Annotated in this window: 19 protein-coding genes; 12 read left to right on the top strand and 7 right to left on the bottom strand. The window is 40.6% G+C overall.

Annotation, left to right across the window (positions count from 1 at the left end; translation table 11 throughout):
* Window positions 1–221: 221 nt before the first annotated feature.
* The 4 genes from tauA to tauD are packed head-to-tail and all read left to right on the top strand — an operon-like array spanning window position 222 to window position 3814.
* Window positions 222–1262 (top strand): taurine ABC transporter substrate-binding protein, encoded by a 1041-nt coding sequence (gene tauA, locus MMO42_RS04715; protein ID WP_241319497.1) that lies wholly within the window; start codon window positions 222–224, stop codon window positions 1260–1262.
* Window positions 1263–1271: 9 nt separating this feature from the next.
* Window positions 1272–2063, top strand: a complete 792-nt coding sequence (locus tag MMO42_RS04710; RefSeq protein ID WP_241319496.1) for an ATP-binding cassette domain-containing protein — start codon at window positions 1272–1274, stop codon at window positions 2061–2063.
* Entirely contained in the window at window positions 2060–2938 is an 879-nt protein-coding gene (gene tauC, locus MMO42_RS04705; RefSeq protein WP_241319495.1) for a taurine ABC transporter permease TauC, read from the top strand. Before MMO42_RS04710 ends, tauC begins: the two co-directional genes overlap by 4 nt.
* A 30-nt stretch (window positions 2939–2968) precedes the next feature.
* A complete protein-coding gene (gene tauD / locus MMO42_RS04700) occupies window positions 2969–3814 on the top strand; it encodes a taurine dioxygenase (RefSeq protein ID WP_241319494.1) in 846 nt (281 codons plus the stop codon).
* A 312-nt stretch (window positions 3815–4126) separates the two neighbouring features.
* Here tauD and MMO42_RS04695 read toward each other — a convergent pair whose 3' ends face one another.
* Entirely contained in the window at window positions 4127–5224 is a 1098-nt protein-coding gene (locus tag MMO42_RS04695; RefSeq protein ID WP_241319493.1) for an AraC family transcriptional regulator, read from the bottom strand.
* Between the two features lie 65 nt (window positions 5225–5289).
* On the opposite strand from MMO42_RS04695, the gene MMO42_RS04690 reads away from it, so the two are divergent.
* From MMO42_RS04690 to MMO42_RS04680, 3 genes are all read left to right on the top strand, one after another.
* A complete protein-coding gene (locus MMO42_RS04690; protein WP_241319492.1) occupies window positions 5290–7038 on the top strand; it encodes a neutral/alkaline non-lysosomal ceramidase N-terminal domain-containing protein in 1749 nt (582 codons plus the stop codon).
* Window positions 7035–8321, top strand: coding sequence for a D-arabinono-1,4-lactone oxidase (locus tag MMO42_RS04685; protein ID WP_241319491.1), 1287 nt, complete (start codon window positions 7035–7037; stop codon window positions 8319–8321). The genes MMO42_RS04690 and MMO42_RS04685 overlap by 4 nt, the downstream gene beginning before the upstream one ends.
* A gap of 153 nt (window positions 8322–8474) precedes the next feature.
* Window positions 8475–9638, top strand: a complete 1164-nt coding sequence (locus MMO42_RS04680) for an alanine racemase (protein ID WP_241319490.1) — start codon at window positions 8475–8477, stop codon at window positions 9636–9638.
* Between the two features lie 53 nt (window positions 9639–9691).
* On the opposite strand, the gene MMO42_RS04675 is transcribed toward MMO42_RS04680, so the two are convergent.
* The 3 genes from MMO42_RS04675 to MMO42_RS04665 form a co-directional block, all read right to left on the bottom strand.
* Window positions 9692–10060, bottom strand: a complete 369-nt coding sequence (locus MMO42_RS04675; RefSeq protein WP_241319489.1) for a hypothetical protein — start codon at window positions 10058–10060, stop codon at window positions 9692–9694.
* Between the two features lie 141 nt (window positions 10061–10201).
* Entirely contained in the window at window positions 10202–11443 is a 1242-nt protein-coding gene (locus MMO42_RS04670; RefSeq protein WP_241319488.1) for an outer membrane protein transport protein, read from the bottom strand.
* 238 nt (window positions 11444–11681) lie between these two features.
* Window positions 11682–12122, bottom strand: coding sequence for a universal stress protein (locus MMO42_RS04665; RefSeq protein ID WP_004805552.1), 441 nt, complete (start codon window positions 12120–12122; stop codon window positions 11682–11684).
* Between the two features lie 249 nt (window positions 12123–12371).
* On the opposite strand from MMO42_RS04665, the gene MMO42_RS04660 reads away from it, so the two are divergent.
* Window positions 12372–12662: a hypothetical protein gene (locus MMO42_RS04660; RefSeq protein ID WP_241319487.1), complete on the top strand. Its 291-nt coding sequence runs from the start codon at window positions 12372–12374 to the stop codon at window positions 12660–12662.
* A gap of 107 nt (window positions 12663–12769) precedes the next feature.
* The gene (locus tag MMO42_RS04655; RefSeq protein WP_005292731.1) at window positions 12770–13261 is read left to right on the top strand and encodes a DUF2505 family protein; all 492 of its coding nucleotides are present in this window, start codon (window positions 12770–12772) and stop codon (window positions 13259–13261) included.
* A 45-nt stretch (window positions 13262–13306) separates the two neighbouring features.
* Here the strand turns inward: MMO42_RS04655 and MMO42_RS04650 are convergent, their stop codons facing one another.
* Window positions 13307–13510, bottom strand: a complete 204-nt coding sequence (locus MMO42_RS04650) for an amino acid transport protein (RefSeq protein ID WP_241319486.1) — start codon at window positions 13508–13510, stop codon at window positions 13307–13309.
* A 132-nt stretch (window positions 13511–13642) separates the two neighbouring features.
* On the opposite strand from MMO42_RS04650, the gene def reads away from it, so the two are divergent.
* Both def and MMO42_RS04640 read left to right on the top strand, forming a co-directional pair.
* Window positions 13643–14125, top strand: coding sequence for a peptide deformylase (gene def / locus MMO42_RS04645; RefSeq protein ID WP_005292733.1), 483 nt, complete (start codon window positions 13643–13645; stop codon window positions 14123–14125).
* Window positions 14126–14274: 149 nt separating this feature from the next.
* Window positions 14275–15552: a glutaminase gene (locus MMO42_RS04640; RefSeq protein ID WP_241319485.1), complete on the top strand. Its 1278-nt coding sequence runs from the start codon at window positions 14275–14277 to the stop codon at window positions 15550–15552.
* Window positions 15553–15781: 229 nt separating this feature from the next.
* Here MMO42_RS04640 and MMO42_RS04635 read toward each other — a convergent pair whose 3' ends face one another.
* Entirely contained in the window at window positions 15782–18484 is a 2703-nt protein-coding gene (locus MMO42_RS04635) for a tetratricopeptide repeat protein (protein ID WP_241319484.1), read from the bottom strand.
* A gap of 118 nt (window positions 18485–18602) precedes the next feature.
* Window positions 18603–22289: a methionine synthase gene (metH, locus tag MMO42_RS04630; RefSeq protein WP_241319483.1), complete on the bottom strand. Its 3687-nt coding sequence runs from the start codon at window positions 22287–22289 to the stop codon at window positions 18603–18605.
* A 438-nt stretch (window positions 22290–22727) separates the two neighbouring features.
* Here metH and MMO42_RS04625 point away from each other — a divergent pair, with 438 nt between their 5' ends.
* Window positions 22728–24359, top strand: coding sequence for an inorganic phosphate transporter (locus MMO42_RS04625; protein WP_005151709.1), 1632 nt, complete (start codon window positions 22728–22730; stop codon window positions 24357–24359).
* Window positions 24360–24650 lie beyond the last annotated feature (291 nt).

Here is a 24650-nt window from a genome sequence, read left to right as displayed (position 1 = left end):
TGAAATTATCAATATTAAATATTTTACTTTTCAAATAACGAGAATCATAAATATTAAAAAGGCAACTTTGGAATTTTAATAAGATACAACTCAAAAATTAGATCTGATGATAAAAGCAGCAAGTAATGATCAACTCTTATTCTTATCTAATAATGGAATAAGTAACTCACTTTTTCTTATTTTTAATCATAAAGCATGCCGCATACCATAAGCCTATATTGTTGAAAGATCATCTAATTATGGGCATCAAGAACTCCAAGCCGCTAATTGTTACTGCGATCGTCCTAGTGGCGATTGTTGCTTTTATTGTCTATCAAAATCAAAAAGATGCTGCACCAACCCAATCTAAAAATAATAAAGCAGTGGTGATTGCCTATCAAACAGGTGTTGATCCAACCAAGGTTGCGCAGGCAAATGGTGATTATGAACGTAATAGTAATCAAGCAATTCAATGGCGTAAGTTTGATGCAGGTTCTGATGTGGTCAATGCATTGGCTTCGGGCGATGTGGTGATTGGTAATATCGGTTCTAGTCCTTTGGCAGCAGCAGCAAGTCGTGATTTACCAATAGAAGTGTTTCTTGTGACGGCTAAATTAGGCGGTTCTGAAGCGTTGGTGGTCAGCAATAAATCTGGCATTCAAACACCGCAAGATTTGATTGGCAAAACCATTGCAGTGCCATTCGTTTCAACCACACATTACAGTTTATTGTCAGCTTTAAAGCATTGGAATATTGCAGATAACCAAGTCAAGATCATCAATTTACGTCCACCTGAAATTACTGCAGCTTGGGAACGCGGTGATATTGATGCGACTTATGTTTGGGAACCTGCTTTAAGCAAAGTCAAAGCCAGCGGTCATGTTTTAACTGACTCTAAACAAGTCGGTGAATGGGGGGCACCAACCTACGATCTTTGGGTGGTACGTAAGGACTTTGCCGAGAAAAATCCTGAGTTCTTAAAAGCATTCGTACAAACCAGCTTGAAACAGGTTGAGGCGTACCAGCAAGATCCAAAAGCATTTGAGCAGAATGCTGACAATATTCAGAAAATCGCACAATTGACAGGTTCAGATGTAAAAGACATTCCATTGTTGCTTTCAGGAAATATTTATCTGGATCGTCAGCAACAGCAAACGACATTGGCGGGTGAATTTGCCAAGAATATCTTTGATACGGCAAGGTTCTTAAAAAGTCAGGGTAAGGTCGATCAAGTGAAGCCTGATTATCAAGAGAATGTGACCACCCATTTCTTACAGCCATAGGAGATCGAAATGAGCGTATTAGCTGCCGAGCATCTTCATTTAACTTTTCCAAAGCAGACGGTGCCTGTCCTTCAAGATATTAATCTGAAGATTGAAGAAGGGACTTTGACTGTGATTTTGGGTGAGTCGGGTTGTGGGAAAACCACATTGCTAAATATTTTGGCCGGTTTCCAAAAACCGAGTTCAGGTCAGATTAAACTGGATCATGAAGTCGTGACTGTGCCTGACGCACGCCGTGCGGTGGTGTTTCAAGATCATGCTTTACTACCATGGTTAAATGTCTCTGAAAATATTGGTTTTGCTTTACAGCTCAAAGGTTTGAAAGCGCAAGAGATTCAGCAGCAAGTTGATGCAATCTTGAAAATTGTGGGTTTAAGCCATGTTGCTCAAGCCAATATTTGGGAATTGTCGGGTGGTATGAAACAACGTGTCGGTATTGCACGTGCTTTGATTAGCCATGCAGCTTTTATCCTATTGGATGAGCCTTTTGCAGCTTTAGACGCTTTTACTCGTGAAACCATGCAGCAGTTGGTTCTGGATTTGTGGATTGAGCAAAATAAATCGTTCTTTCTGATCACGCATGACATTGAAGAAGCTTTGTTACTGAGCAACCAATTGGTGTTGATGAGTGCTCGACCCGGCAAGATTGTCGAAACTTTAAAACTGGATTTTGCTGACCGTTATAAGCAGGGCGAATCGATTCGTACAATTAAATCAGATCCGAAATTTATTCAATTACGTGAACAATTGTTTGAACGTTTACGCGTGCAGAAACTGGTAGGGCATGAGGTGGCTGTATGACGGGGCAAGCGAAAAATACGGCCTATGAGCTAAGCAAGGTAGATGAGCATCAACAATCTGACAAGCCGTCAGGCTCAGTTGTAAATACAGTAGTGTCTTTTATTGCTCGACATCGTAGTTTGGTGTTGAGTTTATCGAGCGTATTGAGTGTCTTGATCATTTGGTACTTGATCACTGCATTAAAAATTGTCCCAAGTTTATTTCTGCCGAGCCCACAAGCGGTATGGCAAAAGTTCCTTGAAGTCAGCCAACAAGGCTTTATGAAAGCAACTTTATGGCAACACTTGGCGGCGAGTATTTCACGTGTTTTGCTGGCACTTGTTGCAGCGATCGCGATTGGTGTGCCTTTAGGTTTGTGGATGGGGCAGAATAAATGGGTCCGTGCGGTACTTGATCCATTGGTTGAATTATTGCGTCCGATTCCACCGTTAGCGTATTTGCCATTATTGGTGATCTGGTTCGGGATTGGTGAAACCACCAAAGTGCTTTTGATTTTCTTTTCCATCCTTGCACCAGTGATTATTAGCAGTACCCATGGTGTGCTTAGCCATCAGCTCAATCGTGAACGTGCAGCCTTATCATTAGGGGCGAGCCAGTCACAAGTATTTTGGCATGTGATTTTGCCGACTGCGTTACCGCATATTTTAACGGGGATTCGCATTGGTTTAGGTGTGGGTTGGTCAACATTGGTGGCTTCAGAATTAGTTGCGGCAGATCGTGGTATTGGTTTTATGGTGCAGTCAGCAGCCCAGTTCCTGATTACTGATACTGTAGTACTTGGTATTATTGTGATTGCGATTGTCGCAGTCAGTTTTGAATTATTCTTGCGTTGGTTACAGAAGCAATTATCTCCTTGGTATGGTCAACAGCTGTAAGTGCAAATGGTAAAGATGAGAGAGTTAGAGATGACGTTAAATATTGAAATGATTAAACCAACAATCGGTGCGGTTATTCACGATGTTGATTTAAACACGGCTGATGAACATACCGCACAACAGATTCAACAAGCGTTGCTTGATCACCATGTCATTTTTTTTCGCAATCAGCAACTTGCACCACACGCTCAAGCTGAACTAGCACGTGGCTTTGGTTCTTTGCATATCCATCCGATCTATCCATCAGTTGCCAATGTACCTGAAATCATTGTACTGGACAGCTGGAAACAGGATTTACGTGACAACGAGCTTTGGCATACCGATGTGACCTTTAGCCAAAAACCACCATTGGGCTGTGTATTGCAAGCGATTAAGATTCCGCCTGTAGGTGGTGATACGTTGTGGTCGAGTGGGGCAGCTGCATTTGCTGCGCTAGATCAAGACTTACAGAAGAAGTTAAAAGGCTTAACCGCAACGCATGATATTCGTCAGTCTTTCCCGATTGAGCGTTTTGCGCATAATGATGTTGAGCGTCAAAAACTGGAAGAAACCTTTAAGCGGAATCCACCTGTTATTCACCCTGTGGTGAGAACGCATCCAGTCACAGGTCAGCCAATTTTGTTTGTGAGCGAAGGGTTTACCACGCGTATTAATGAGTTGGATGAGACGGAAAGCACTGAGTTGTTGCAATATTTATTTGCACATGCCACCAATGAGCAGTTCCATTTGCGTTGGCAGTGGCAAGCGGGTGATGTGGCAATTTGGGATAATCGTTGCACACAGCACAAGGCTTTATTTGATTATGGGGATGCGCATCGAATTATGCATCGTGCCACGATTAATGGTGATGTGCCGTTTTATCAAGCAGCAAGTTAATATTTAGTTTTAGATCAAAAGCTTGGGTAAAACCCTGAGCTTTTTTGTTTTTGGGGCTGAGGTTATTTCCAGTATTTGATACTCGGTAATCTCATCCACAACCTGCGCGGTTTTTATAAAGTTTAGTTTCTGCGAAAGATTTAAAAAGATTACAAGAAGTGGACAGGTTTTGTGGATGAGGATGCTTTTGGTTACTTTGGGCGAAACCAAAGTAACTCCAGCTGAAGGCTTATCCTTAAATTAGATGAGAGCACGGCACGACTCCGTTAAAGTCTATCCTTCAATAAATTAACTTAATATTTTAAACGGACTTTAGTGGCCGATTTCACAGGTCTGCTTATAAACCGAAGGCGCTTGTCCCGTCCAACGTTTAAAGGCACGTCTGAATTCACGTAATTCACTAAAACCCAATTGCAGGCTGATCTCACTCATGGATAGGTTTTGTTCAAGGAGTTGCTTTGCTTTACGTTCCAGTACATTTTGCCGAATTTGTTGAAAACTCAGACCTTCCAATAATAATTGCCGTCTTAGATGGCGCTCACTGATACGTAAATGCTCAGCAGCTTGCTGCATCTCGAAACGTTCAGGTAATTGCTGTTCAATTAAATGGTCGAGTAAATGCACATAACCCACCTGATTGAGCTGATCAATTTCTTTTAGGGCCTGCTCACAGATTTGGATGGCAGTTGCATAGTTGGCTGGGCTGTAATTCTTTAAGCCACGTTGCAACATGCTGGTATTAAAGCGGATGATATTTTTAGAACTGTTAAATTGAATCGGGCAGCCAAAGATAGTTTTATATTGTTCTTGGTATTGGTTGGGGAAATAGCTGAGCTCAAGACTGATCACATCATCATGATCGCCCAGCATCGCGTTTAGACAAGTGATGATGCTGCTAAATAATTCATCATAAAAGAAGGCTTTCAAATCTGCACATGGATGAGACTCAGTCACTTCCAGCTCACAGATATCTGTTTGGAGACTAAAGTTGATATTGAGCACGCTGCCAGAAATACGATGGTAACGCAGCGCAATGTCTAAAGCATCAGCCACGGTTTTGCATGATTGCATGGCAAAACCTAAAATTCCCATTGAAATCAAACCTTCACTGCTGCCAAGTTTTAAGCCGAGGTCGGGTTGTTGATAGGCCGCAATGGCTTGACGCAAGACATCGCAAAGCTGTGGGAAACGAACAACGCCTTGGGTTTGCCGAATCTGAGTGATATCCAGACCAGAATCCTGAAACCAGACGGCATATTCCCAATGCTGTTGTTCAGCGTAGTGGATCAGACTGGCTAAAATCGTGGGTGGAATAAACTGTTGTTGGTCATTTTTATAGATACTGTGTTTAGGCATAAGTCCGTTTTGCCCCCCAAATAAAAGTTCCTTTAACCCTGTTGGGTATCGCATAATTTTGATTAACTTTCAACATGCTTTAACACAGTTAGAAAAAGAATTGGAAAAGGAAAGCACCAATGTATCAGGTGGGTTGGGATAAACAGCAAATTAAAATAACACCGAAAGGCTATGCCATGTTTGGTTATGGGCAATGGTCTCATCGTGCCTATGAGCAGCGCACGGCATTATTTGCCCGGAGTGTGAGCATTGTCGATCAACACGGCAATCGACTACTGATCTGTTGTCTTGATTTAGGCTGTATTACGCATGCTATGCGTAGCCAAACAGTCGCGCAATTAACTGAACGATTAGGCTCGACATTTGATGAAAATCAATTGGTGTTAACGGCAACGCACACCCATTCAGGGCCAGGCGGCTGCGCGCATGAGGCTTTGTATAATATGCCGACACCAGGTTTTGTACCTGAACATTTAAATGCCATTGTTGAAGCGATTGTACTGAGCATTGAACATGCGATTGCGGTAGAGCAAGATACTGAAATTTTTACCAGCACACAGCATTTTCCTGAACAAACACCTGTTGCATGGAATCGCTCAATTAAAGCCTATAACCGAAATCCAGAGGTGCGAATACATTCCGTAGCTGAAACGCATTTGGCATTAAACCGAGAAATGCAACTGATTGGTTTTTATCGTGAACAGAAATTACAGTCCTTTATTTCTTTCTTTGGCGTACATGCCACCTGTTTGGGAAACACTTTAAAAGCTTATGATGGCGATAATAAAGGTTATGCGGCTGCATTTTCAGAGCAGGCTTTAATCCAACAAGGCATTCAAAATCCTGTAGCAATTTTTGCCCAAGCCACCGCGGGGGATGTATCGCCGCATTTTCATGGTAAAGACCAGCTTAAGCTTCGTCATCAGATTAAAGGTGAGCAGGAGTATCAATACGCACAACAAAATGGACGTTATCAAAGTGAATTGGCTTTGATGGCTTTACAGCAGGATATTTCTAAAAATCTGAAAAAAGTTGAAGGCAAGATAGATGCGGTTTTGTCCTATGTTGATTTGAGTAATATTGAGATTCCTGCTGAATTTGCCTATGGACAGCATGATGCAAAAACCAGTCTTCCTTGTCACGGCACTGCATTTTTTGCAGGTACGCCTGTGGATGGTTTAGGTGCGCCCAAACCATTCATTATGGGGATGCAATTTATAGCAGATCAACTGCGTAAACATAAACTTAAAAATTCAAATTCAGCCGATTTTATTGCAGATCAGCAGCTGTATGCTTCACAAGGACCAAAGCAAATTGTATTGGAAGCTGGTGCTAAAAAGATTTTAGGCCAACCGATTGGCTTTCCACCCAGTATTCTTGATCCATTGATTGCCGAGATGAATCGACAAGTCAAAGCAGGCGCGATTCAGGACAGTCCTTTAGTGCCGAACGTTGTTCCCTTACAAATTGTGCGATTAGGGTCTTTGGCACTGATATGTTGTCCGGGAGAATTTACTACGATTGCTGGGCAACGTGTTGTGGCTACAGTGAAACAGACGCTTGCTGCACAGACTTCAATTGAAAAAGTTTGGTTCGCTTCATATTGCAATGATTATATGGGTTATGTCACCACCTATGAAGAATATCAAGAACAGGCCTATGAGGGTGGACATACCTTATTCGGGCAATGGACCTTGGCCGCTTGTCAAAGCAAATTCAAAGATTTAGCAGAACAATTATTATTAGAAAAACATAAACGTCATTACGATGAAATGACACGACCGCAACCCATTCCAAAACAAGAACTCGCAAAACGCAGTAATCATGGCAATTTAAAAACTGCCGTCGTCCAAGGAGAGGCAGTATGAGCGATCTAAAACAAGGGATTTGGTCAAACTGGTCTGGCTTTCAAAAAGCCAAGCCGCAACAGATTCTTCGACCTGCCCATATTCAAGAACTACAGAACATTGTGCGAGAACATCAAAAAATACGGGTGGTGGGTGCAGGACATTCATTTACGCCGTTGGTCTGTACTGATGCCACCTTATTGTCTCTGGATCATATTGCCGGAATTGCATCGACTGATATTGATCGATGTCAAAGCAGTATCTATGCAGGCACACGTTTGTATGATTTAGATCAACATTTAAAACAGCAGCAAATTGACCAAGCCCTGATGAATCAGGGCGATATTGATCAGCAAAGTCTAGCGGGTGCGGTGTCTACGGGCACACATGGGACTGGGGCAGATTTGCATTGTATTTCGGCCTATGTTGAAGCTTTCGAGTTACTGACAGCTTCAGGTGAAATCCTAAAATGCAGTCGTACTGAACATGCTGAAATTTTTGCTGCTGGACGGGTGTCTTTGGGGAGTTTGGGGATATTGACTCAGATCACCATGCAGAATCGCCCACGCTATAAGTTAAAAGAACATATTGAACTTTGTCCTGTAGAGGACATGATGCAGCATATTCAGCAATGGAAGCATCAGCATCGGCATATTGAGTGCTTTGTATTTTCCTATGAAAAGCAGTTGATGTTAAAAACATTGGACGAGACCGATGAGGAAATTCTGCCACGGAAGGAGAATTTCCCTTCCGATGATACCTTGCTGACATTATGTTCTGAGCTGACCAAAAACTTTCCTTCATTAAATCCGTATTTACAGAAGCTGTTGGGAATCTTTGTTAAACCGACGACCTATGTGGATTGGTCGAGCACAATCTTCCCAACGCCTCGTAATACCAAGTTCAATGAAATGGAATATCAGATTCCAGTTGATCGTGGAATTGAATGTTTGGATGAAGTATTGCATGCGTTAAGAGCCAATAAGGTTGCGACTTTTTTTCCACTCGAATTTCGCTTTGTGAAGGGGGATGATATTTGGCTCAGTCCTTTTTATCAGCAGGATTCGATTTCGATCTCGGTGCATCAATACTATAAACAAGATCCGCGTTTGATTTTTGATGTGGTTGAACCGATATTGCAGAAATATCAGGGTCGTCCGCATTGGGGTAAAATGCATCATATGACCACGACACAGCTTCGTGCTTTATATCCAAAGTGGGATGATTTTATGGCTTTGCGTCAGCAGCTTGACCCAGAAGCCAAGTTTTTAAATCCCTATCTGGAAAAGTTGTTTTTAGGTTAAAAGAATTTTTTATGCGTTGAAAGTGCTTAACGGAGTCATATCGAGTTCTCATCCAATTAAGAGTAAAGCTTTCAACTGGACTGACTTTGGTTCCGCCCTGAGAAGCGTATCAAATTGTATGTAAATTTTCTTGGATTGAAAAAAGGTATCGCCATGTTGGATCATTATTTTAAGCAATTCACTTTCGACCTGAAAAAACAGGGGATTGCTACACCACAACTGATCGTCGATGAAGCGGCTTTAAAACAAAATATCCAGCATGTTCAAATTCGTCTTGCTCATGCCAAACACTTAAAAGCACGCTTGGTGGTAAAGTCTTTAGCCAGTCTAGATTTACTCAAGTTATTATCTGAACAGATCAATACACAACGCTTTATGGTGTTCCATCAACCGCATATTATTTCAATCTTAGAAAATTTTGCCGAAGCCGATATCCTATTAGGCAAACCGATGCCTGCCCAAGCGGTTCGTCAATTTTTTGAACAGCATGCAGAATGGTCAAATGCCAACATTCAGTGGCTGATTGATACCAAACAACGCTTACAGCAATATTTGGACATTGCTCAGCTTTATTCTCTATGTTTGCATGTGAATATTGAGATTGATGTTGGTTTACATCGTGGTGGGGTGCAATCGAAAGCGCAACTGACTGAAATATTAAAGCCGATTCAACAATATCCGCAGTATTTAAAACTCTCAGGTTTGATGGGCTATGATGCGCATGTCAGTAAAATTCCTGCCATCATTAAAAAACCTGAACTGGCTTATCAAAGCTCACAGCAGACTTATGCCAATTACCAAAAGTTGATTCAAAAACAGTTCCCAACGTTATGGAATGATGAACTTTGTTTTAATGGTGGTGGTAGCCCAACCTTTAGTTTTCATACGACTGAAAGTGTCTGTAATGATTTGTCTTTTGGTTCAATGTTGCTCAAACCGAGTGATTTTGACAGTGATTTTTTAAGGGCATTACAACCTGCTTTATGGATCGCAGCACCTGTGTTAAAAATCCTGCCGTTTACTCAGCTTCCTTCGATGTCTTTACTGGATAAATTGCCGCATAAATGCAAAGCGCTGTTTATTTATGGTGGCTATTGGCTGGCTGATTATGTCTATCCTGCCCAAGCACATACGCATGCGTTGTATGGACGTAGCAGTAATCAGGAGTTGGTCAATGTGCCTAAGGATTGTGATATTCAGGTCGATGATTTTGTATTTTTAAGACCCACACAAAGTGAAGCGATTATTCCTCAGTTTTCCGAGTTAAAGCTGTATAGCAACCATGCTTTTGAGTCATGGCAAACTTTTAGTGAGTGATTGAGCATTACTCATCAACATTCAACCTAAAAGCCTGCCGTGTATTTTGAGTTTTAAAATAAATCGCTCAAATGACAGCTTTTCGCCTCAGTCAGATTGTCAATGGAATCGACCAGTAAAACATTGGTGTCTTCTTCGCTTTTATAAGCCGCAATCACTTCTGCATAAATCGGCTGTTTGAGTTTTGTCGCTTTAGATAGAAAGCGTGATACCGCCTTTTCCTGAGACCAGTCTGCATCTTTGAGAACGTATTCATTTGCTGCAATATCACATCGTGTCAAAATGGCTTTTTTATCTTTTATGCTTAAGGTGCCAATAAAAATATCCATGCTTTCTTGGGGATCAGTTGAATTGGCGAAAGCCGCTACAGGCAGGAATAGGCTCAATATAAGCAAAGAAAAGGTAAGCAATGTTTTTTTCATTGGTTTTTCCTAGAGATCAAATGGGTTATAAGAATAATGCTGCTGAGATTCTAATCTAATCCGTGTATTTGATACTAGGAGATAGCCATGTGGGAACAGTGTATGTTCCTACATGGCTGAATATTTGATTGAAGCTATGCTTTAAAAACGATAACCAATTTTCAAACCATAGCCGATGGCGCTGTTATCTTTAAAGTCGGCCTGTTCAGCAATCGGTTTAATCCCTGGTACAGGAATGTAATAGGTACCATCTTCTGCAACGACATCACCGAGCCAGAAGTATTTAATCCCGCCTGCAATAAAGTAGTTGGGTGCTGGATTGAACTGAATACCTACGCCCACGCCCCAAGAGCCTTGAGTCGGATTTAAGGTGGATGCAGGATCGCCTGTGCCAGAGTCCCAACTCACTTCCGTGGATGCACTCCATTTTTCGGTAAACTGATGTCCAAGCCCGACATTCACCGTCCACTGATCTTTTTGATAGCTGTCCAAATCAAAGCCACCAGTATAGGTACCTTCACTGATTAGGCCTGTGAGGTATTCTGTAACAGCACCAAATTGAGTAGGGCGAATATGGAAATCTTTCCAGTTGACCCAACGGAGATTGGCATAGGCGAGCGTGTCCTTATACACACCTGTTTGAAAATCAAGATTCACGGATTGTGGGGTCGAAATTTTGGTTTTACTTGGTGTTGTTACTTCTAAGGGTTGCCCAAACATGGTCTCTGTCACTTGCATGTCGTGGTCGATTTTGGAGCGATAGGTGACTGCGGCTTTTAACGCAATATCTGGAATCAGATAACTCAGACCTGCTAACCAACCCACAGCATGATCTTGTTTAAATTTGGCATCATAACCATTAAAGGCTTCGCTATAAGAATTACCACGCAGAGCCACATCACCTTTGACGGATTGATAGACTGCGCCGCCATACAGTTGAAAATTGCTAAAAGGGCTTATACCAAAGATCATGCTGATACTTTCGGTGTCGACATTGACCGATGTGCCTTGCTGAGTAAACTCATTGTCTGAAAAGGTATTATTCGACTGCATCGGATAAGTAATATCGGCACCAAAAGGCTGGTCATAGAGTAGACCAAAGCTGATTCGGTCGGTCAGTTGCAGCTTGAGCGCGGCAGCATAATATTGAAAGCTATTGCCCATATTGCCTGAGTTGAGATTTTGCGGATCATTGACCAGTTCTGGGCGGTTTCGAATTTTCCCCGAAATGTCAGGATCAACGGCTGTGGCACTGACTTCGACATAGTTACCATTTTCCAGAAAAGGCAATATGGATTGTCCTGACTGGTCCAGTGCGGCAGCATGGTTAAACGTGCTGGCACATATTCCACATATACCGATCAAAATTCGATTGAGTTTCATATTTATCATCCTTGCAAAACGTCGTCTTATTCTTAAAAGCGCTCTTTTTATTGATGGTCATTTTCTCGCTTTCTTTGGAAAGTGAGTGCAATGCCTATGCTTGAGTGAAGCATCTTTTGCAGGTGTGGAATAGGGTTGGAGATGTTCAATATGGGGGGCGAAACGGTCACATCCTTAATTATAGGCAATAAAAAAACCTTGTGCCGTGACACAAGGTTTTTTGAATTAAAGCAAGCGGTTATTGCTTCACAATCAGCACAGGAATATGTGATTCGGTTAAAACGGCACGGGCAACACTACCCAGTAATAAACGTTTTACCCCTGTACGCCCATGAGAACCCATGACAATCAAATCTGCACCGACTTCATCGGCAACAAAGATAATACCTTCACTGGCTACGCCATGATGAATTTTGGTTGTCACTTGAATGCCATCACGTACGAAAGATTGGGCAATATCTTGAAGCTGGGTTTTGGCATGTGCTTCGGCCTGCATAAAATGATCGGTGATCGCAGGTGCGACTTGGTAAAAATCTACGCCAACAAATGGGTCGACTGCAACCACGCTGAGAATGGTCACTTTTGCCCCTGATAATTTTGCTAGGGAAAGTGCATGTTCGACTGCGGCATAGGAAATTGGAGAATCATCAACAGGGACTAAAATATTTTGATAAGACATGTTTACTCCTTATAGTTTATCGTTGTAAAAAATATAAAGCATAACAAGTTGATAACATATTGAGTCTGGTCTAGCAAATCAGCGCATCCAAAAAAGCGATGATAAAACTGAAAATAATGTAGAAAAACAGCAGATTCCTCAGCAAAATAGAGAGATAAGAAAATCACTGTATTTTTGTAATTCGGCTTAAGATTAACTTTAGATCAAACCATGAAATTTAAGCTGTATTTGAATGAATAAGGAAACTTTGTGTTATTGAGTTTAGAGGCATTTAAACAACAAAAATTTGATCAGATGGCAGCTAAGATCATGGCTGATCCAGAACATTATCTGGCGTTTGACTCTGTCTCCGATTTTTACAAAGCCGCGTGGTTAGATGAGTTTCCTCAAGGGACGACATGGTCAGCAACAGGGTTGGATGATGGGGCAGAACAATTTTATGCGGTGATTGAATATGGTAATCATTATCTGTATATCAGCCGAACCGAACGCGTCACGGTCAAATTAGGCATGCGACATCATTACAATCAAAATAACTAATCCGAGCAGTCATCCATTTTTGCCTGATCAGATTTTGAGATGTAAATGAGAATGCTATACTTTTGTACAATGATGAAATCCTAATAAAACGAAATGGACATTTAAAAATGGCACATCAATTTACGGTTAATGAAACAATTCATGGTGTTTCAATTGAAGACTTTTCAAGACTGGTAGCGGATACTTCATTGCATGAAGCAGTGTGTAAACGCATTCCGGGTGAGAACTTGGAAATTATCGAGTCGAATATTAAGGGTGATATTTATACCTTACGTCGTGAATATAATCTGGATGTGAATATTCCAGAGGTGGCAAAAAAATTATTAAAGAATGCATTCCGCTTAAAACGTGCTGATGTGACGCATTTGAAAAACTTAACCTCTACGGTTGAATTGGGTGCAAACCTGCCTTTGGAAGCGAAGGGTGAGCGTAGCGTGACAGGCGATAGTGAAAAAGTGAATATCTCTTTAACATGGACGGTTAAAGTCAAAGTACCATTAATTGGCGGTATGTTAGAGAAGCATGCTGAAGGTGAAATCCGTAAATTCAGCACACTTGAAATCGAGATCGTAGCAGATGAATTAAAGAAACACCTTTAATTTTTCAATAAATAAAAGACTCTCCATTTGGGGAGTTTTTTATTTTTAGAAGCGCAGAAAATATGGAACAACTGAAAGAATGACACCAATAATACTGATCATCGCCGTGCTATCGATAAAATAGGTAAAGAGCATCAAGACCAAGCCACAGACCAAAGGTACCGTCATTTTCTGCTTCTTGCCATATAGAAAATAGCCTAAGCCAATCGAACTAAAAATGACACCTAAAAATAGTTGGGTTGCATTCATTGTGGTTTGCCGTCGTTATTTTTTTCGCAAATATATTATGACAAGATTCTTAAATGAAAATTATGGTAACCCGATAAAATATCCAATACGATGATATTCACTATTTGGTCAAAATAACGATAAGGGCGTGGGATGAGTGTAATTCTACCTGTAGCACAACGTGGTGAAGAAATTTTAAACATTAAAGCGGCTACGGTCGCGAACGGGGAATTTAACAGTGAATGGCTATTGCAACTGGCTTCTGCCATGCATGCGACCATGCTGGAACGGAATGGGGTCGGGATTGCAGCACCACAGGTCTATATTTCAAAGCGATTAATTATTGTGGCATCTCGTCCCAATCCACGTTATCCCGATGCACCTGAAATGGATGCTGTGGTGATGGTTAATCCAGAGATTTTGGCGTTTTCTCAAGAGTCTTGTTTCGGCGAGGAGGGTTGTTTAAGTGTGCCCGATGAGCGTGGACAGGTAGAACGGGCGCAAGCAATCAAAGTACGTTATTACACTTTACAGGGTGAAGTCATTGAAACGGCTTTTGAAGGTTTTCCTGCACGGATTGTTCAGCATGAAGTCGATCATTTGGATGGGATTCTATTTGTCGAGCGAGTCGCTTAATTTTTATAATAAGTGAGCACTTCGTTTTGGTTTTAGCAATGCACCATGACTCTAAATCATTACAAAAGCTATAATTTTAATATGATTCCTACTCTGTACTATAAGACTTATCTAAATTAAAACTTGAAACATTCAAAGGCTAGATGACCATGAAAACTCCACTTCCTGATTATTTGGCACATGTGATCGATGCCTGTGATATCGATAACAGTGGGCATCTCGCTGATTATATTCCTGAGTTAGCCAATGCCAATCCGAATCGATTGGCGTTGGCACTCTCCACCGTCGATGGTGAAATCTATTCCGTTGGGGATGATGAGATTGAATTCACCATTCAATCGATGTCTAAGCCGTTTACTTATGCCTATGTGCTACAACAACTTGGTATTGATGCGGTATTAGAAAAAGTCGGTGTTGAACCTTCGGGTGAGGCCTTTAATGAAATTTCACTGGGCAAAGACCGCCGTCCTAAAAATCCGATGATTAATTCGGGTGCAATTACCACACATTCATTGATCCCAAGTAAAGATGATCTATCAGGCGCAGAAATTTTACGTCGATTTATGAGTGAATTGGCAGGACGTGAACTACAATTTGATCATGCGGTGTATGAATCTGAGGTGAAAACGGCTTATCGCAATCTCTCGATCGGTTATATGTTGCGTACCGTGGGGATTCTGGAATCTGATCCTGTCGATATTGTGAATGGTTATATTCGTCAATGCTCCATCTTGGTGACGGTCAAAGATCTGGTACGGATGGGCAGTGTTTTTGCCAATGGCGGGGTTGATCCTAAAACTGGAAAACGCTTATTAAATCGTGCGGTGGTACGACAAGTTCTGAGCGTGATGATGAGCTGTGGCATGTACGATGCAGCGGGGGATTGGCTGACGACGGTTGGCATTCCTGCTAAAAGTGGTGTCGCAGGTGGAATCTTGGGTGTGTTACCCGGTCAGGTGAGCATTGCGGCTTTTTCTCCTCGACTCGATGAACATGGCAACAGTGTACGCGGCATTGATATCTTGGAAAGACTCTCCCGTGACATGGGCTTGCATTTGATGGAAGGGACACCTTCTGCACAAACCATTGTGCAGAGTCATTATCGAGCTGGTAAAGATGCTTCTTTGAGTGTGTATGTGCTTCGCGGAGTATTGAAATTTACTGAAGCGGAAATGTTGTTACGGACATTGCAATGTGAGCCAGACGATAACAGTAGCATCGTGATTGATTTATCCCAGATTTCCCTAATTCATGATGTCGGAAAACGCATGTTTTTAGAAGGCATTGATCGTTTGATTGATGATGGTCATAGTTTGCTGTTGGTTGATCCTGAGCAGCGTTTGGATAACGCGCGAACGCATAAAGATAGGGTCTTGCATGTTTATCAGAATCTTGAAGATTTGATTGAGAAGCATAAAGAGCTGTAGGAGAAGAGAGCCTATATTGAAATGATATAGGTTCTAAATTAGTGCGATGTTTTTCCGATGTAAGGTTTAAACATCGCACTCAATATAGTCGGATGGAGTAGTATTTTTATAGTGTGGCTATCTATTTAAAGTAATAAATTTATATGCAAATATGATTCCGTATACTAGTGACTGGATTTGTATCATATTTGCATAAACTATATAATTTATTTTAGAGCCTTTTAGTTAACTATTCCAAATAAATTGCACTTGCCTTGGTTGCTTTGCCATCAGCCTTCTCATTACTAATTTGAATGAAAACTTCTTCCCCTGTACTTAATTGACACCAGTCTTTCCATTTTCCATTTTTGAAGCTCTCGAAATGTAAAAAATAATCTTCTCCGAAAATATCTTTTGCAAATAAAAAACTAGCCTTATCTTTTGGACGATTAGTTATTTTTACTAAAATTTTATCTACTTTATTACTATATGTATCAGTAGCTGCTTCATTGAATTCTCTATAGCTTTTACTGTTGCGAAATAAGTTATTAGGTATATTAAGATCAGAAAATTTATTGATAATCTCATCTAATAGTGGTGTTTGTTTGATTTGATAAATTTCGAAAATGTTATCAAATGCAAAACGAATAAGTTCTTCACATGCTTCTGGGAACTTTTGATAATAGATTGGTCGAGAAAGACAATAATCGATTTCTTCAAAAATTTTAATAGCTTGCTTATTTGCAGTTCTAGAGTAACCATCATTTTTAAAAACATCCTGTAATATTCTAGATGCTCTCAATAATGCATCAATTGTAATTTCTGGGTCTTCATCAACTAAACTTTCTATTTTTCTTTTCCATGCTCCCGCTCTATATGTTCCTAATGTTGCTCTATAAGGACCAGCTTCTTTCCAATGCTTTGTTTTCTCGAAAACTGCATCATATTGCCCTGTGAATAAAAGTGCTAAGAAGTAACCTGAGTAAATTGACTTTCCCAGAGGAACAATGGAGGATTCATTATTTACCCAGCCCATTTCTATAAGTTTCTCATATGTCTTTTCGGCTAAATCAAATCTATTTGTAGTGTGAAAAAGCCTGGCAAGTAAGTAATGTGCAGATGGGTGATCTGGATTATATTGAATTGCTAAATTATATTGCTCTTCAGCTGATTTATAGTCTTTTAGAACCTCTAAAACTCTTCCATATGCTCTATGGAAAATATCATAACCTTCATAAATGAATTTAGAGTCTCTTAGTTTTCTAAATAGTGTGGCAGCAATTTCAATATTCTTTAGGCTCTTTCTCAAATCATTGTTTACTTGAGTGATAAGTATTTTTAAAGTTTGATTAGTTTCGTTTGGAATAAAATCTGAATGCCACTCAGGAGTATCCTTCTTATTCTGCTTGATATCAATTTCATTAACTAAATTTCTTCTTTTTAAGATTACATCTTGAACATATCGTCTAACTTCTAGATTCTTAGGAGATACTAAAAGAAGATCACGAACAGAATCACTCAATTTATATGATTCACCTTGTTCTGAAGATATTCGGTTAATAAGGCTAGTCTTTGATAATTCACCTACGGCAGAAGAGATTTCATCAAGTGATTTATTCAAAAGCTCACATAATGAAAGCCTTGTGGATACATCTTCGGCAAAGATAGCCTCTAATACTTCGATAGCATTTTTACTTAGTACATTTATTAAATTATTATATGAAAATTCAGCAATTTCTTTGTTTGCAACATTAATAGAATCGGGGAGGTCCTTGCCTGTTACAATTAGATCAATAGTCAAACGTATAGCTAAAGGGTTGAAAAAGCATGCTTTAGTTAGTTGTAGGTAAATAGAATCCTCTAGGGCAGATCCACCTCTTTTAGAAAGATAAGTTCTTGCAAGATGTATTGCAGAACTTTCTTTTAAAGCATCCAGGCTTAATATCGTAGCATTAGAAACTGAAATTCGACTTGTTACAAAAACTTGCCAAGACTGTGGCAATTGATAATTTAGCTCATCAAAAGATTCAGGATGTTCTCTTAGCAAAGTTTCTAAATTATCTATACAAAGTAATACTTTTTCATTTTCTTTGCTTGAAATTACTTCTTCAAAGGTCTTAAAATTTTCGTCGTAAATATTGTTTAATGAAACTAAAATATTATTTTTCAGTTCTTCAATAGTTTGAATTGAATTCAGGCTAATAACACCATTTGATGTAAGCTTTTCTGTTTTCATTGTGATGAAAACAACACAGTCTAGTGTTTTAGAGAAGCTAGGTGTTGATACTATGCTATTTAATAGGTCTAGTGCTAAAGCTGTTTTTCCTGCTCCACCTGGTGCAACAAGTGCTACAGTATTAATTCTAGGATTCGATATATACTTTTTTAGTTCGTTGAGTTCTTTAGAGCGGCCGATTAATCCAGTTAATCCATGATCAAATTGTTCAGGTAAATTATTAGGTATTTGCCAAATAATTTTATTTACCCAATCATCGGGAGGATCAGTAATTATGCCTTTTTCAATACATTCTAGAGCAGTTTTAACCTCTGAAAGACCTAAAATTTCATTAACTGGGTCACTCGCTATACTTGCTACTCGATACCAGTAGCAGTCCCAAAATGGTCTATTAGGATGAGAGATTGCATTTCTTATTTCATAAATATCAAGATGATGAAATAGAGAGTAAAGGTAGTTAATTGAATCAATTAAACTACTATCTCTAGCAATATCTAAAGCAAAACCAAATAGTTCATCTAGATATGTAGCTTCGACAACATCTTTAATGGATTTCTTATTAAAAACTCTTCCTTTATCAACTTCTCTTTTATGAATGTTTTCAAGAGAGTCTATGTTTAGATAATTAATATCCCCATTATTTAATACGAAATTTCCTAATGCTTCTTCTATTTGGTGTAAAAGCATAGTTGTCTTTCTTTTTACTTCGTTGCTCATTTATTAAAATCCCCAAAGTCTTTTCTGAAATTTATATTTATTAATAAAATAATGCAATAAAAAACCCTCAGGTGAGGGATTTTTATTGCATTATTTTAGAAGGACGGGAGATTCTAACTTAACCAATCGAATCATCTAAATTCGGTGCTAACCAACGCTTCGCTTCATCCAGTGTCCAACCTTTACGCTTTGCATAATCCTCAAGCTGATCTTGAGAAATCTTACCCACGTTAAAGTATTCACTTTCAGGGTGTGAGTAATAGAAACCACTCACAGAAGAAGGCGGCATCATCGCAAAGTGTTCAGTCAACTTAGTACCAATCTTCGCTTCCGAACCTAACCAATCAAATAACACCGCTTTTTCAGAATGCTCTGGGCAAGCAGGGTAACCTGGTGCAGGACGAATACCGACATATTTCTCTTTGATCAATTCTTCATTGCCCAAAGTCTCATCGGCTTTATAGCCCCAGAATTCTTTACGGATACGTTCATGCAAGTGCTCAGCAAATGCTTCGGCAAAACGATCAGCCAAAGACTGAACCAAGATTGCTGAATAATCATCACCTTTGGCTTTATATTCATTTGCTAATTCTTCTGCACCAAAGATCGATACAGTGAAACCACCGAGATAATCGGTATTCTCTTTAGAAGTACTAATAAAGTCCGCTAAAGATAAATTCGGTTTGCCTGTGACTTTGTCAGATTGCTGACGAATATGCTCAAAAGTATGCGTAACTTTTTGACCAGCTTCATCAAACACGCTGACCGTATCCGCAGCTGTACGTTGTGCAGGGTATAGACCAAATACAGCACGCGCATCGAAACGGTTATTCTCGATAATGTCTTTCAGCATCGCTTGTGCTTGGTTATACAAATCAGTTGCCGCTTCACCGACCACTTCATCTGTCAGGATTTTCGGGAATTTACCCGCCAAGCTCCAAGAGATAAAGAATGGTGTCCAGTCAAAATATTCAACCAAGGTCGCCAATGGATAATTGGTAATCACTTGCGTACCTAAACTATTTGGAATTGGTGGCACATAGTTGTCATCCACCTTAAAACCATTTTCAATTGATTCGGCATAGCTGAGTTTGGCTGCTTTCGGTTGCTTGTTGGCTAAGCGTTCACGAATCTTGGCATATTCAGCGCGATGTTCTGCAATAAAGTTGCCACGCATTTCTTTAGAGAGCAGTGTAGTTGCCACACCGACCGCACGCGAGGCATCGGCCACATAGATCACAGCATCATTTTGATACTGAGGATCAATCTTCACCGCAGTATGTGCTTTTGAGGTGGTTGCGCCGCCAATCAACAATGGAATGTCAAAGCCTTTACGTTGCATTTCTTTGGCAACAAATACCATTTCATCTAAAGACGGAGTGATCAAACCAGATAAACCGATGATGTCACATTTCTCATCAATCGCGGTTTGTAGAATTTTTTCCGCAGGTACCATCACGCCAAGGTCAACGATGTCATAACCGTTACAACCCAACACCACACCTACGATATTTTTACCAATATCGTGTACGTCACCTTTTACGGTCGCCATCAAAACACGACCTTTAGATTGCGCATTGCCTTTTTCAGCTTCGATATACGGGTTTAACCACGCCACGGCTTGCTTCATCACACGCGCAGATTTCACTACCTGTGGCAAGAACATTTTACCTGAGCCGAACAGGTCACCGACCACGTTCATACCATCCATCAATGCGCCTTCAATCACATCAAGTGGACGTTTGGACTTTAAGCGTGCTTCTTCGGTATCTTCATCGATATACGTAGTGATACCTTTGACTAAGGCATATTCAAGACGCTTTTCAACCGACTCATTACGCCATTCTAGATTTTCCGCTTCGCGTTGTGCACCCGTATGACCACGGAATTTTTCTGCCACTTCAAGCAGTTTCTCTGTCGCGTTTTGACCTGATTCACCTTGGTTCTGATTTAGAACAACATCTTCAACCGCTTCTTTCAGTTCTTTTGGAATATCATCATAAATCGCCATTTGACCTGCGTTCACGATCCCCATAGTCATGCCTTGTTTGATGGCATGGTAAAGGAATACCGAGTGAATCGCTTCACGCACAGGCTCATTACCACGGAAGGAGAAGGAAACGTTCGATACACCACCTGAGATCATCGCATGCGGCAAGTTCTGTTTGATCCAGCCTGTAGCTTCAATAAAATCGACGCCATAGTTATTGTGTTCTTCAATCCCTGTTGCCACGGCAAACACGTTCGGGTCAAAAATAATATCTTCAGCAGGGAAGCCGACATCATTGACTAAAACATCATAAGAACGTTTACAGATTTCACGTTTACGTGCAGCGGTATCTGCCTGACCCGTTTCATCAAAGGCCATCACAATAATCGCAGCACCATACTGGCGGCATAAACGTGCTTTTTCGACAAACTCGTCATAACCTTCTTTTAAGGAAATTGAATTGACGACGGGTTTACCTTGTACACATTTTAAGCCTGCTTCAATGATTTCCCATTTCGATGAGTCAATCATGATCGGCACACGAGAGATATCTGGTTCAGATGCGACGAGGTTGAGGAAGTGCACCATCGCATTTTGCGAATCGAGCATCCCTTCATCCATGTTGATATCGATGATCTGTGCACCTGCTTCAACTTGTTGCTGAGCCACTTCTAGAGCTTCGGCAAATTTTTCTTCACGGATGAGGCGTAGGAATTTTTTTGAACCCGTCACGTTGGTACGTTCACCGACATTCACGAATAGTGAATCATCATAAATGTTAAATGGTTCTAAGCCACTTAAACGACAGGCAGTTTTGGTTTCAGGGATTTGACGCGGCTTGATATCTTTAACTGCGTTATAAATCGCACGGATATGATCTGGCGTGGTACCACAACAACCACCCGTGATATTGATGAGACCGCTTTCGGCAAACTCTTTAATGAATTCCGCTGTTTGTTCTGGGGTTTCGTCATATTCACCAAATGCATTTGGTAAACCTGCGTTTGGATGGGCAGAAATAAAAGTATCGGCAACATCAGAAATCGTTTTAACGTGTGGACGCATCGCGTCTGCACCCAAGGCACAGTTAAAACCAATTGAGAGTAAATCACCGTGGCGAACCGAGTTCCAAAACGCTTCTGCGGTTTGACCGGTTAAGGTACGACCTGATGCATCGGTGATGGTGCCTGAAATCATCAACGGCAATTCATGACCAATTTGCTTGAAGACTTCTTTGACCGCAAAAATCGCTGCTTTACAGTTTAAGGTATCGAATACTGTTTCGATCAATAGAATGTCTGCACCACCTTCAATCAAAGCATGAGTTGCTTCAATATAGTTTTCTTTGAGCTCATCAAAGCTAATATTACGGAAGGCAGGGTCATTTACATTCGGTGAAATCGAACAGGTACGTGAGGTCGGGCCAAGTACACCTGCAACAAAACGTGGTTTGTCTGGAGTTGAGTATTTGTCACATGCTGCACGCGCTAAACGAGCTGCTTCACGGTTGATCTCTGGTACGAGGTCTTCCATGTGATAGTCCGACATTGAAACACGTGTGCCGTTAAAGCTGTTGGTTTCAATGATGTCAGCACCTGCATCCAAGTACGCTTCATGAATGCCTTGGATAATCTGTGGCTGAGTTAACACCAATAAATCGTTATTGCCTTTTAGGTCTGAGGCCCAGTCTGCAAAGCGTTCACCACGATAATCTTCTTCTTCTAATTTATGGCGTTGAATCATGGTTCCCATTGCGCCATCAATAATCAGGATACGTTGGGCAAGAAGTGATTTTAGGGTGGCAAGCGTGGACATGAAGGAACCCCAGTCAATGATGTAGATAAAAAGCAGGGGCATTGTAACAGAAGCGAGATCAAAGCGTGTATTTTCAACAAGCCGCAGCAGTGATTCATCAGTTCACGCAATGAATGTCATAAAAGCTTCATTCAATTGTCATAATTGAATTGGATAATGCTTAAAAAGAAAACATCCTGTTCGAAATATGACAGTTCGATGTCATATTTCGTAGCATTTGTTGCAAAATCAGACAAACAGTTCTATCGCTGTTTTGTTTTTTATAATTCATTGTTTTTTATTGATTAAAATAAAGAATAGGGTGCGTTTATTGCCGAAAAATACAAAAAAATGTGATGAAAATATGAAATTTTGGCTTTATGTGACAGTCCTTTGTCATATAATTGTCATAATTTAATTAAACAATACAGGGGATTTTATTATCCTCTAACCGTCTACATGAATTCTAATCTTCCTCCTGTTTCGGATTCACCGCTTGCCAGCTCTCAGGCAAAATCGACGAATGTACATGTACCAACACCGAAATTCTTTATGCCGGTGTTTTTGACAATTATTGTTGCAACACTGATTTATATCGGTTTTCAGTTAAGTGCTGATTTGGCACATGTACCGCCTTTAAGTTTATATTCAGTTATTCTTTTATCGACGGCACTTTTCATTGCTTTAGGCTTTGAATTTGTAAATGGTTTTCACGATACGGCAAACGCTGTAGCGACGGTTATTTATACCAATGCATTACCTGCTCCAGCGGCAGTGATGTGGGCTGGCTTCTGTAACTTCCTTGGGGTTATGGTGGCGAGTGGTGCAGTTGCATACGGTATTATTGCATTACTCCCTGTAGAAATGATCATGAATGTCGGCAGCGGTGCTGGCTTTGCGATGGTTTTTGCACTATTAATCGCGGCGATTCTCTGGAATTTAGGCACGTGGTTTTTGGGGATTCCTGCATCAAGTTCACATACCTTAATCGGTTCGATTTTGGGTGTGGGCATCATGAACCATATCTTAAACGCGTCAGCTGGTGCGACCAGTAGCGGTATTGATATGGATCAGGTGATTAAAGTTGGTAAGGCATTATTATTCTCTCCACTGATCGGTTTTGCGTTTGCAGCAATCCTGTTCTTATTGGTGAAGAAAGTATTTAAACGCCAAATGGAGCTGTTTCAGCCACCAGAAGGCAATAAGCCACCACCACCAGTGATTCGTGCAATTCTTATTTTTACCTGTACAGGTGTAAGTTTTGCACATGGTTCAAACGATGGTCAAAAAGGCATGGGTTTAATCATGTTAATCTTGATCGGTTTAGTTCCATTGGCTTATTCATTGAACAAAAATTTAGATGCACAGCATTTACAGTCATTCGAACAGCTTTCTGCGCAGACGGCAACCGTTTTAAATGTGAATCAAAACGAGCTGACCGATGAGAAAGCGCGTGATGTATTAACCAAATATATCCAAACCAAAGAACAAACTGCTGAGGTTGTGCCTGCGCTTGCAAGCATGACGGCACATATTGGTACACGCGTTGCAGGTTATGGTGATCTCAAGTTAATTCCTGAGGCTGCTGTGAGTGAAATTCGTAATGACATGTACTTAAGCACCACAACGTTTAAGCGTTTAGATAAAGCTGAAGCTTTGCCAGAAATGGATAAAGACCAAGCCAAACTTGTGAAAGAATACCGTAGTAGTTTAGATTCATTCCTTCAGTACATTCCAAACTGGGTGAAAGTTGCAGTTGCACTTGCGCTTGGTCTAGGCACCATGGTGGGTTGGAAGCGTATCGTTGTGACTGTGGGTGAGCGTATTGGTAAGAACCATATGACTTATGGTCAGGGGATGTCTGCTGAGCTTGTCGCGATGAGTACGATTGCTGCGGCAGATGGTCTTGGTATGCCAGTTTCGACAACGCATGTTTTAAACAGTGCGGTTGCAGGTACCATGGTTGCAAATAAATCAGGTTTAAACTTCGCAACAGTTCGAACGATTCTTTCTGCGTGGATCTTTACGTTACCAGCAACGATTACCTTGTCTGGTGGTCTATATTGGTTGTTCCTACAGTTTGTTTCATGATCCTGAATAGTTAAACTGAAAATCAGATGTAAAGGCTTTGCTTCGGCAAAGCCTTTTTTATGTGCTTCAATTTATGTACCACCATCAGTCGAGTCTGATTTCATTGCTAAGGTTGTCGTTGTTTATGGTGTAGGGGGGAAGTCTTTAAGTCTATCTTTAACCTGCTGAGAGCGATTTTTAGAGGCTTATTCAAGGTGTGATAGGCCCTCCAGAAGAGAGGGCTTGAACGTTATGGAAATGGCCTGAAGAAAATTGCATTTATTCCCCAAAAGAGGAATAGTTTTTCCATGA

Origin of the sequence: Acinetobacter sp. ANC 3882, assembly GCF_022549545.1 — a bacterium.
Taxonomy (GTDB): domain Bacteria; phylum Pseudomonadota; class Gammaproteobacteria; order Pseudomonadales; family Moraxellaceae; genus Acinetobacter.
This window is presented reverse-complemented; position numbering and strand designations above follow the sequence as displayed.

Excerpts from the sequence above, each read along its gene's own strand:
- MMO42_RS04695 (WP_241319493.1), bottom strand. The coding sequence starts at position 5,224 with ATGCGATACCCAACAGGGTTAAAGGAACTTTTATTTGGGGGGCAAAAC.
- tauC (WP_241319495.1), top strand. The coding sequence starts at position 2,060 with ATGACGGGGCAAGCGAAAAATACGGCCTATGAGCTAAGCAAGGTAGAT.
- MMO42_RS04670 (WP_241319488.1), bottom strand. The coding sequence starts at position 11,443 with ATGAAACTCAATCGAATTTTGATCGGTATATGTGGAATATGTGCCAGC.
- MMO42_RS04680 (WP_241319490.1), top strand. The coding sequence starts at position 8,475 with ATGTTGGATCATTATTTTAAGCAATTCACTTTCGACCTGAAAAAACAG.
- MMO42_RS04690 (WP_241319492.1), top strand. The coding sequence starts at position 5,290 with ATGTATCAGGTGGGTTGGGATAAACAGCAAATTAAAATAACACCGAAA.
- def (WP_005292733.1), top strand. The coding sequence starts at position 13,643 with ATGAGTGTAATTCTACCTGTAGCACAACGTGGTGAAGAAATTTTAAAC.
- MMO42_RS04710 (WP_241319496.1), top strand. The coding sequence starts at position 1,272 with ATGAGCGTATTAGCTGCCGAGCATCTTCATTTAACTTTTCCAAAGCAG.
- MMO42_RS04685 (WP_241319491.1), top strand. The coding sequence starts at position 7,035 with ATGAGCGATCTAAAACAAGGGATTTGGTCAAACTGGTCTGGCTTTCAA.
- MMO42_RS04650 (WP_241319486.1), bottom strand. The coding sequence starts at position 13,510 with ATGAATGCAACCCAACTATTTTTAGGTGTCATTTTTAGTTCGATTGGC.
- MMO42_RS04675 (WP_241319489.1), bottom strand. The coding sequence starts at position 10,060 with ATGAAAAAAACATTGCTTACCTTTTCTTTGCTTATATTGAGCCTATTC.
- tauD (WP_241319494.1), top strand. The coding sequence starts at position 2,969 with ATGACGTTAAATATTGAAATGATTAAACCAACAATCGGTGCGGTTATT.
- metH (WP_241319483.1), bottom strand. The coding sequence starts at position 22,289 with ATGTCCACGCTTGCCACCCTAAAATCACTTCTTGCCCAACGTATCCTG.
- MMO42_RS04635 (WP_241319484.1), bottom strand. The coding sequence starts at position 18,484 with ATGAGCAACGAAGTAAAAAGAAAGACAACTATGCTTTTACACCAAATA.
- MMO42_RS04665 (WP_004805552.1), bottom strand. The coding sequence starts at position 12,122 with ATGTCTTATCAAAATATTTTAGTCCCTGTTGATGATTCTCCAATTTCC.
- MMO42_RS04655 (WP_005292731.1), top strand. The coding sequence starts at position 12,770 with ATGGCACATCAATTTACGGTTAATGAAACAATTCATGGTGTTTCAATT.
- MMO42_RS04640 (WP_241319485.1), top strand. The coding sequence starts at position 14,275 with ATGAAAACTCCACTTCCTGATTATTTGGCACATGTGATCGATGCCTGT.
- MMO42_RS04625 (WP_005151709.1), top strand. The coding sequence starts at position 22,728 with ATGAATTCTAATCTTCCTCCTGTTTCGGATTCACCGCTTGCCAGCTCT.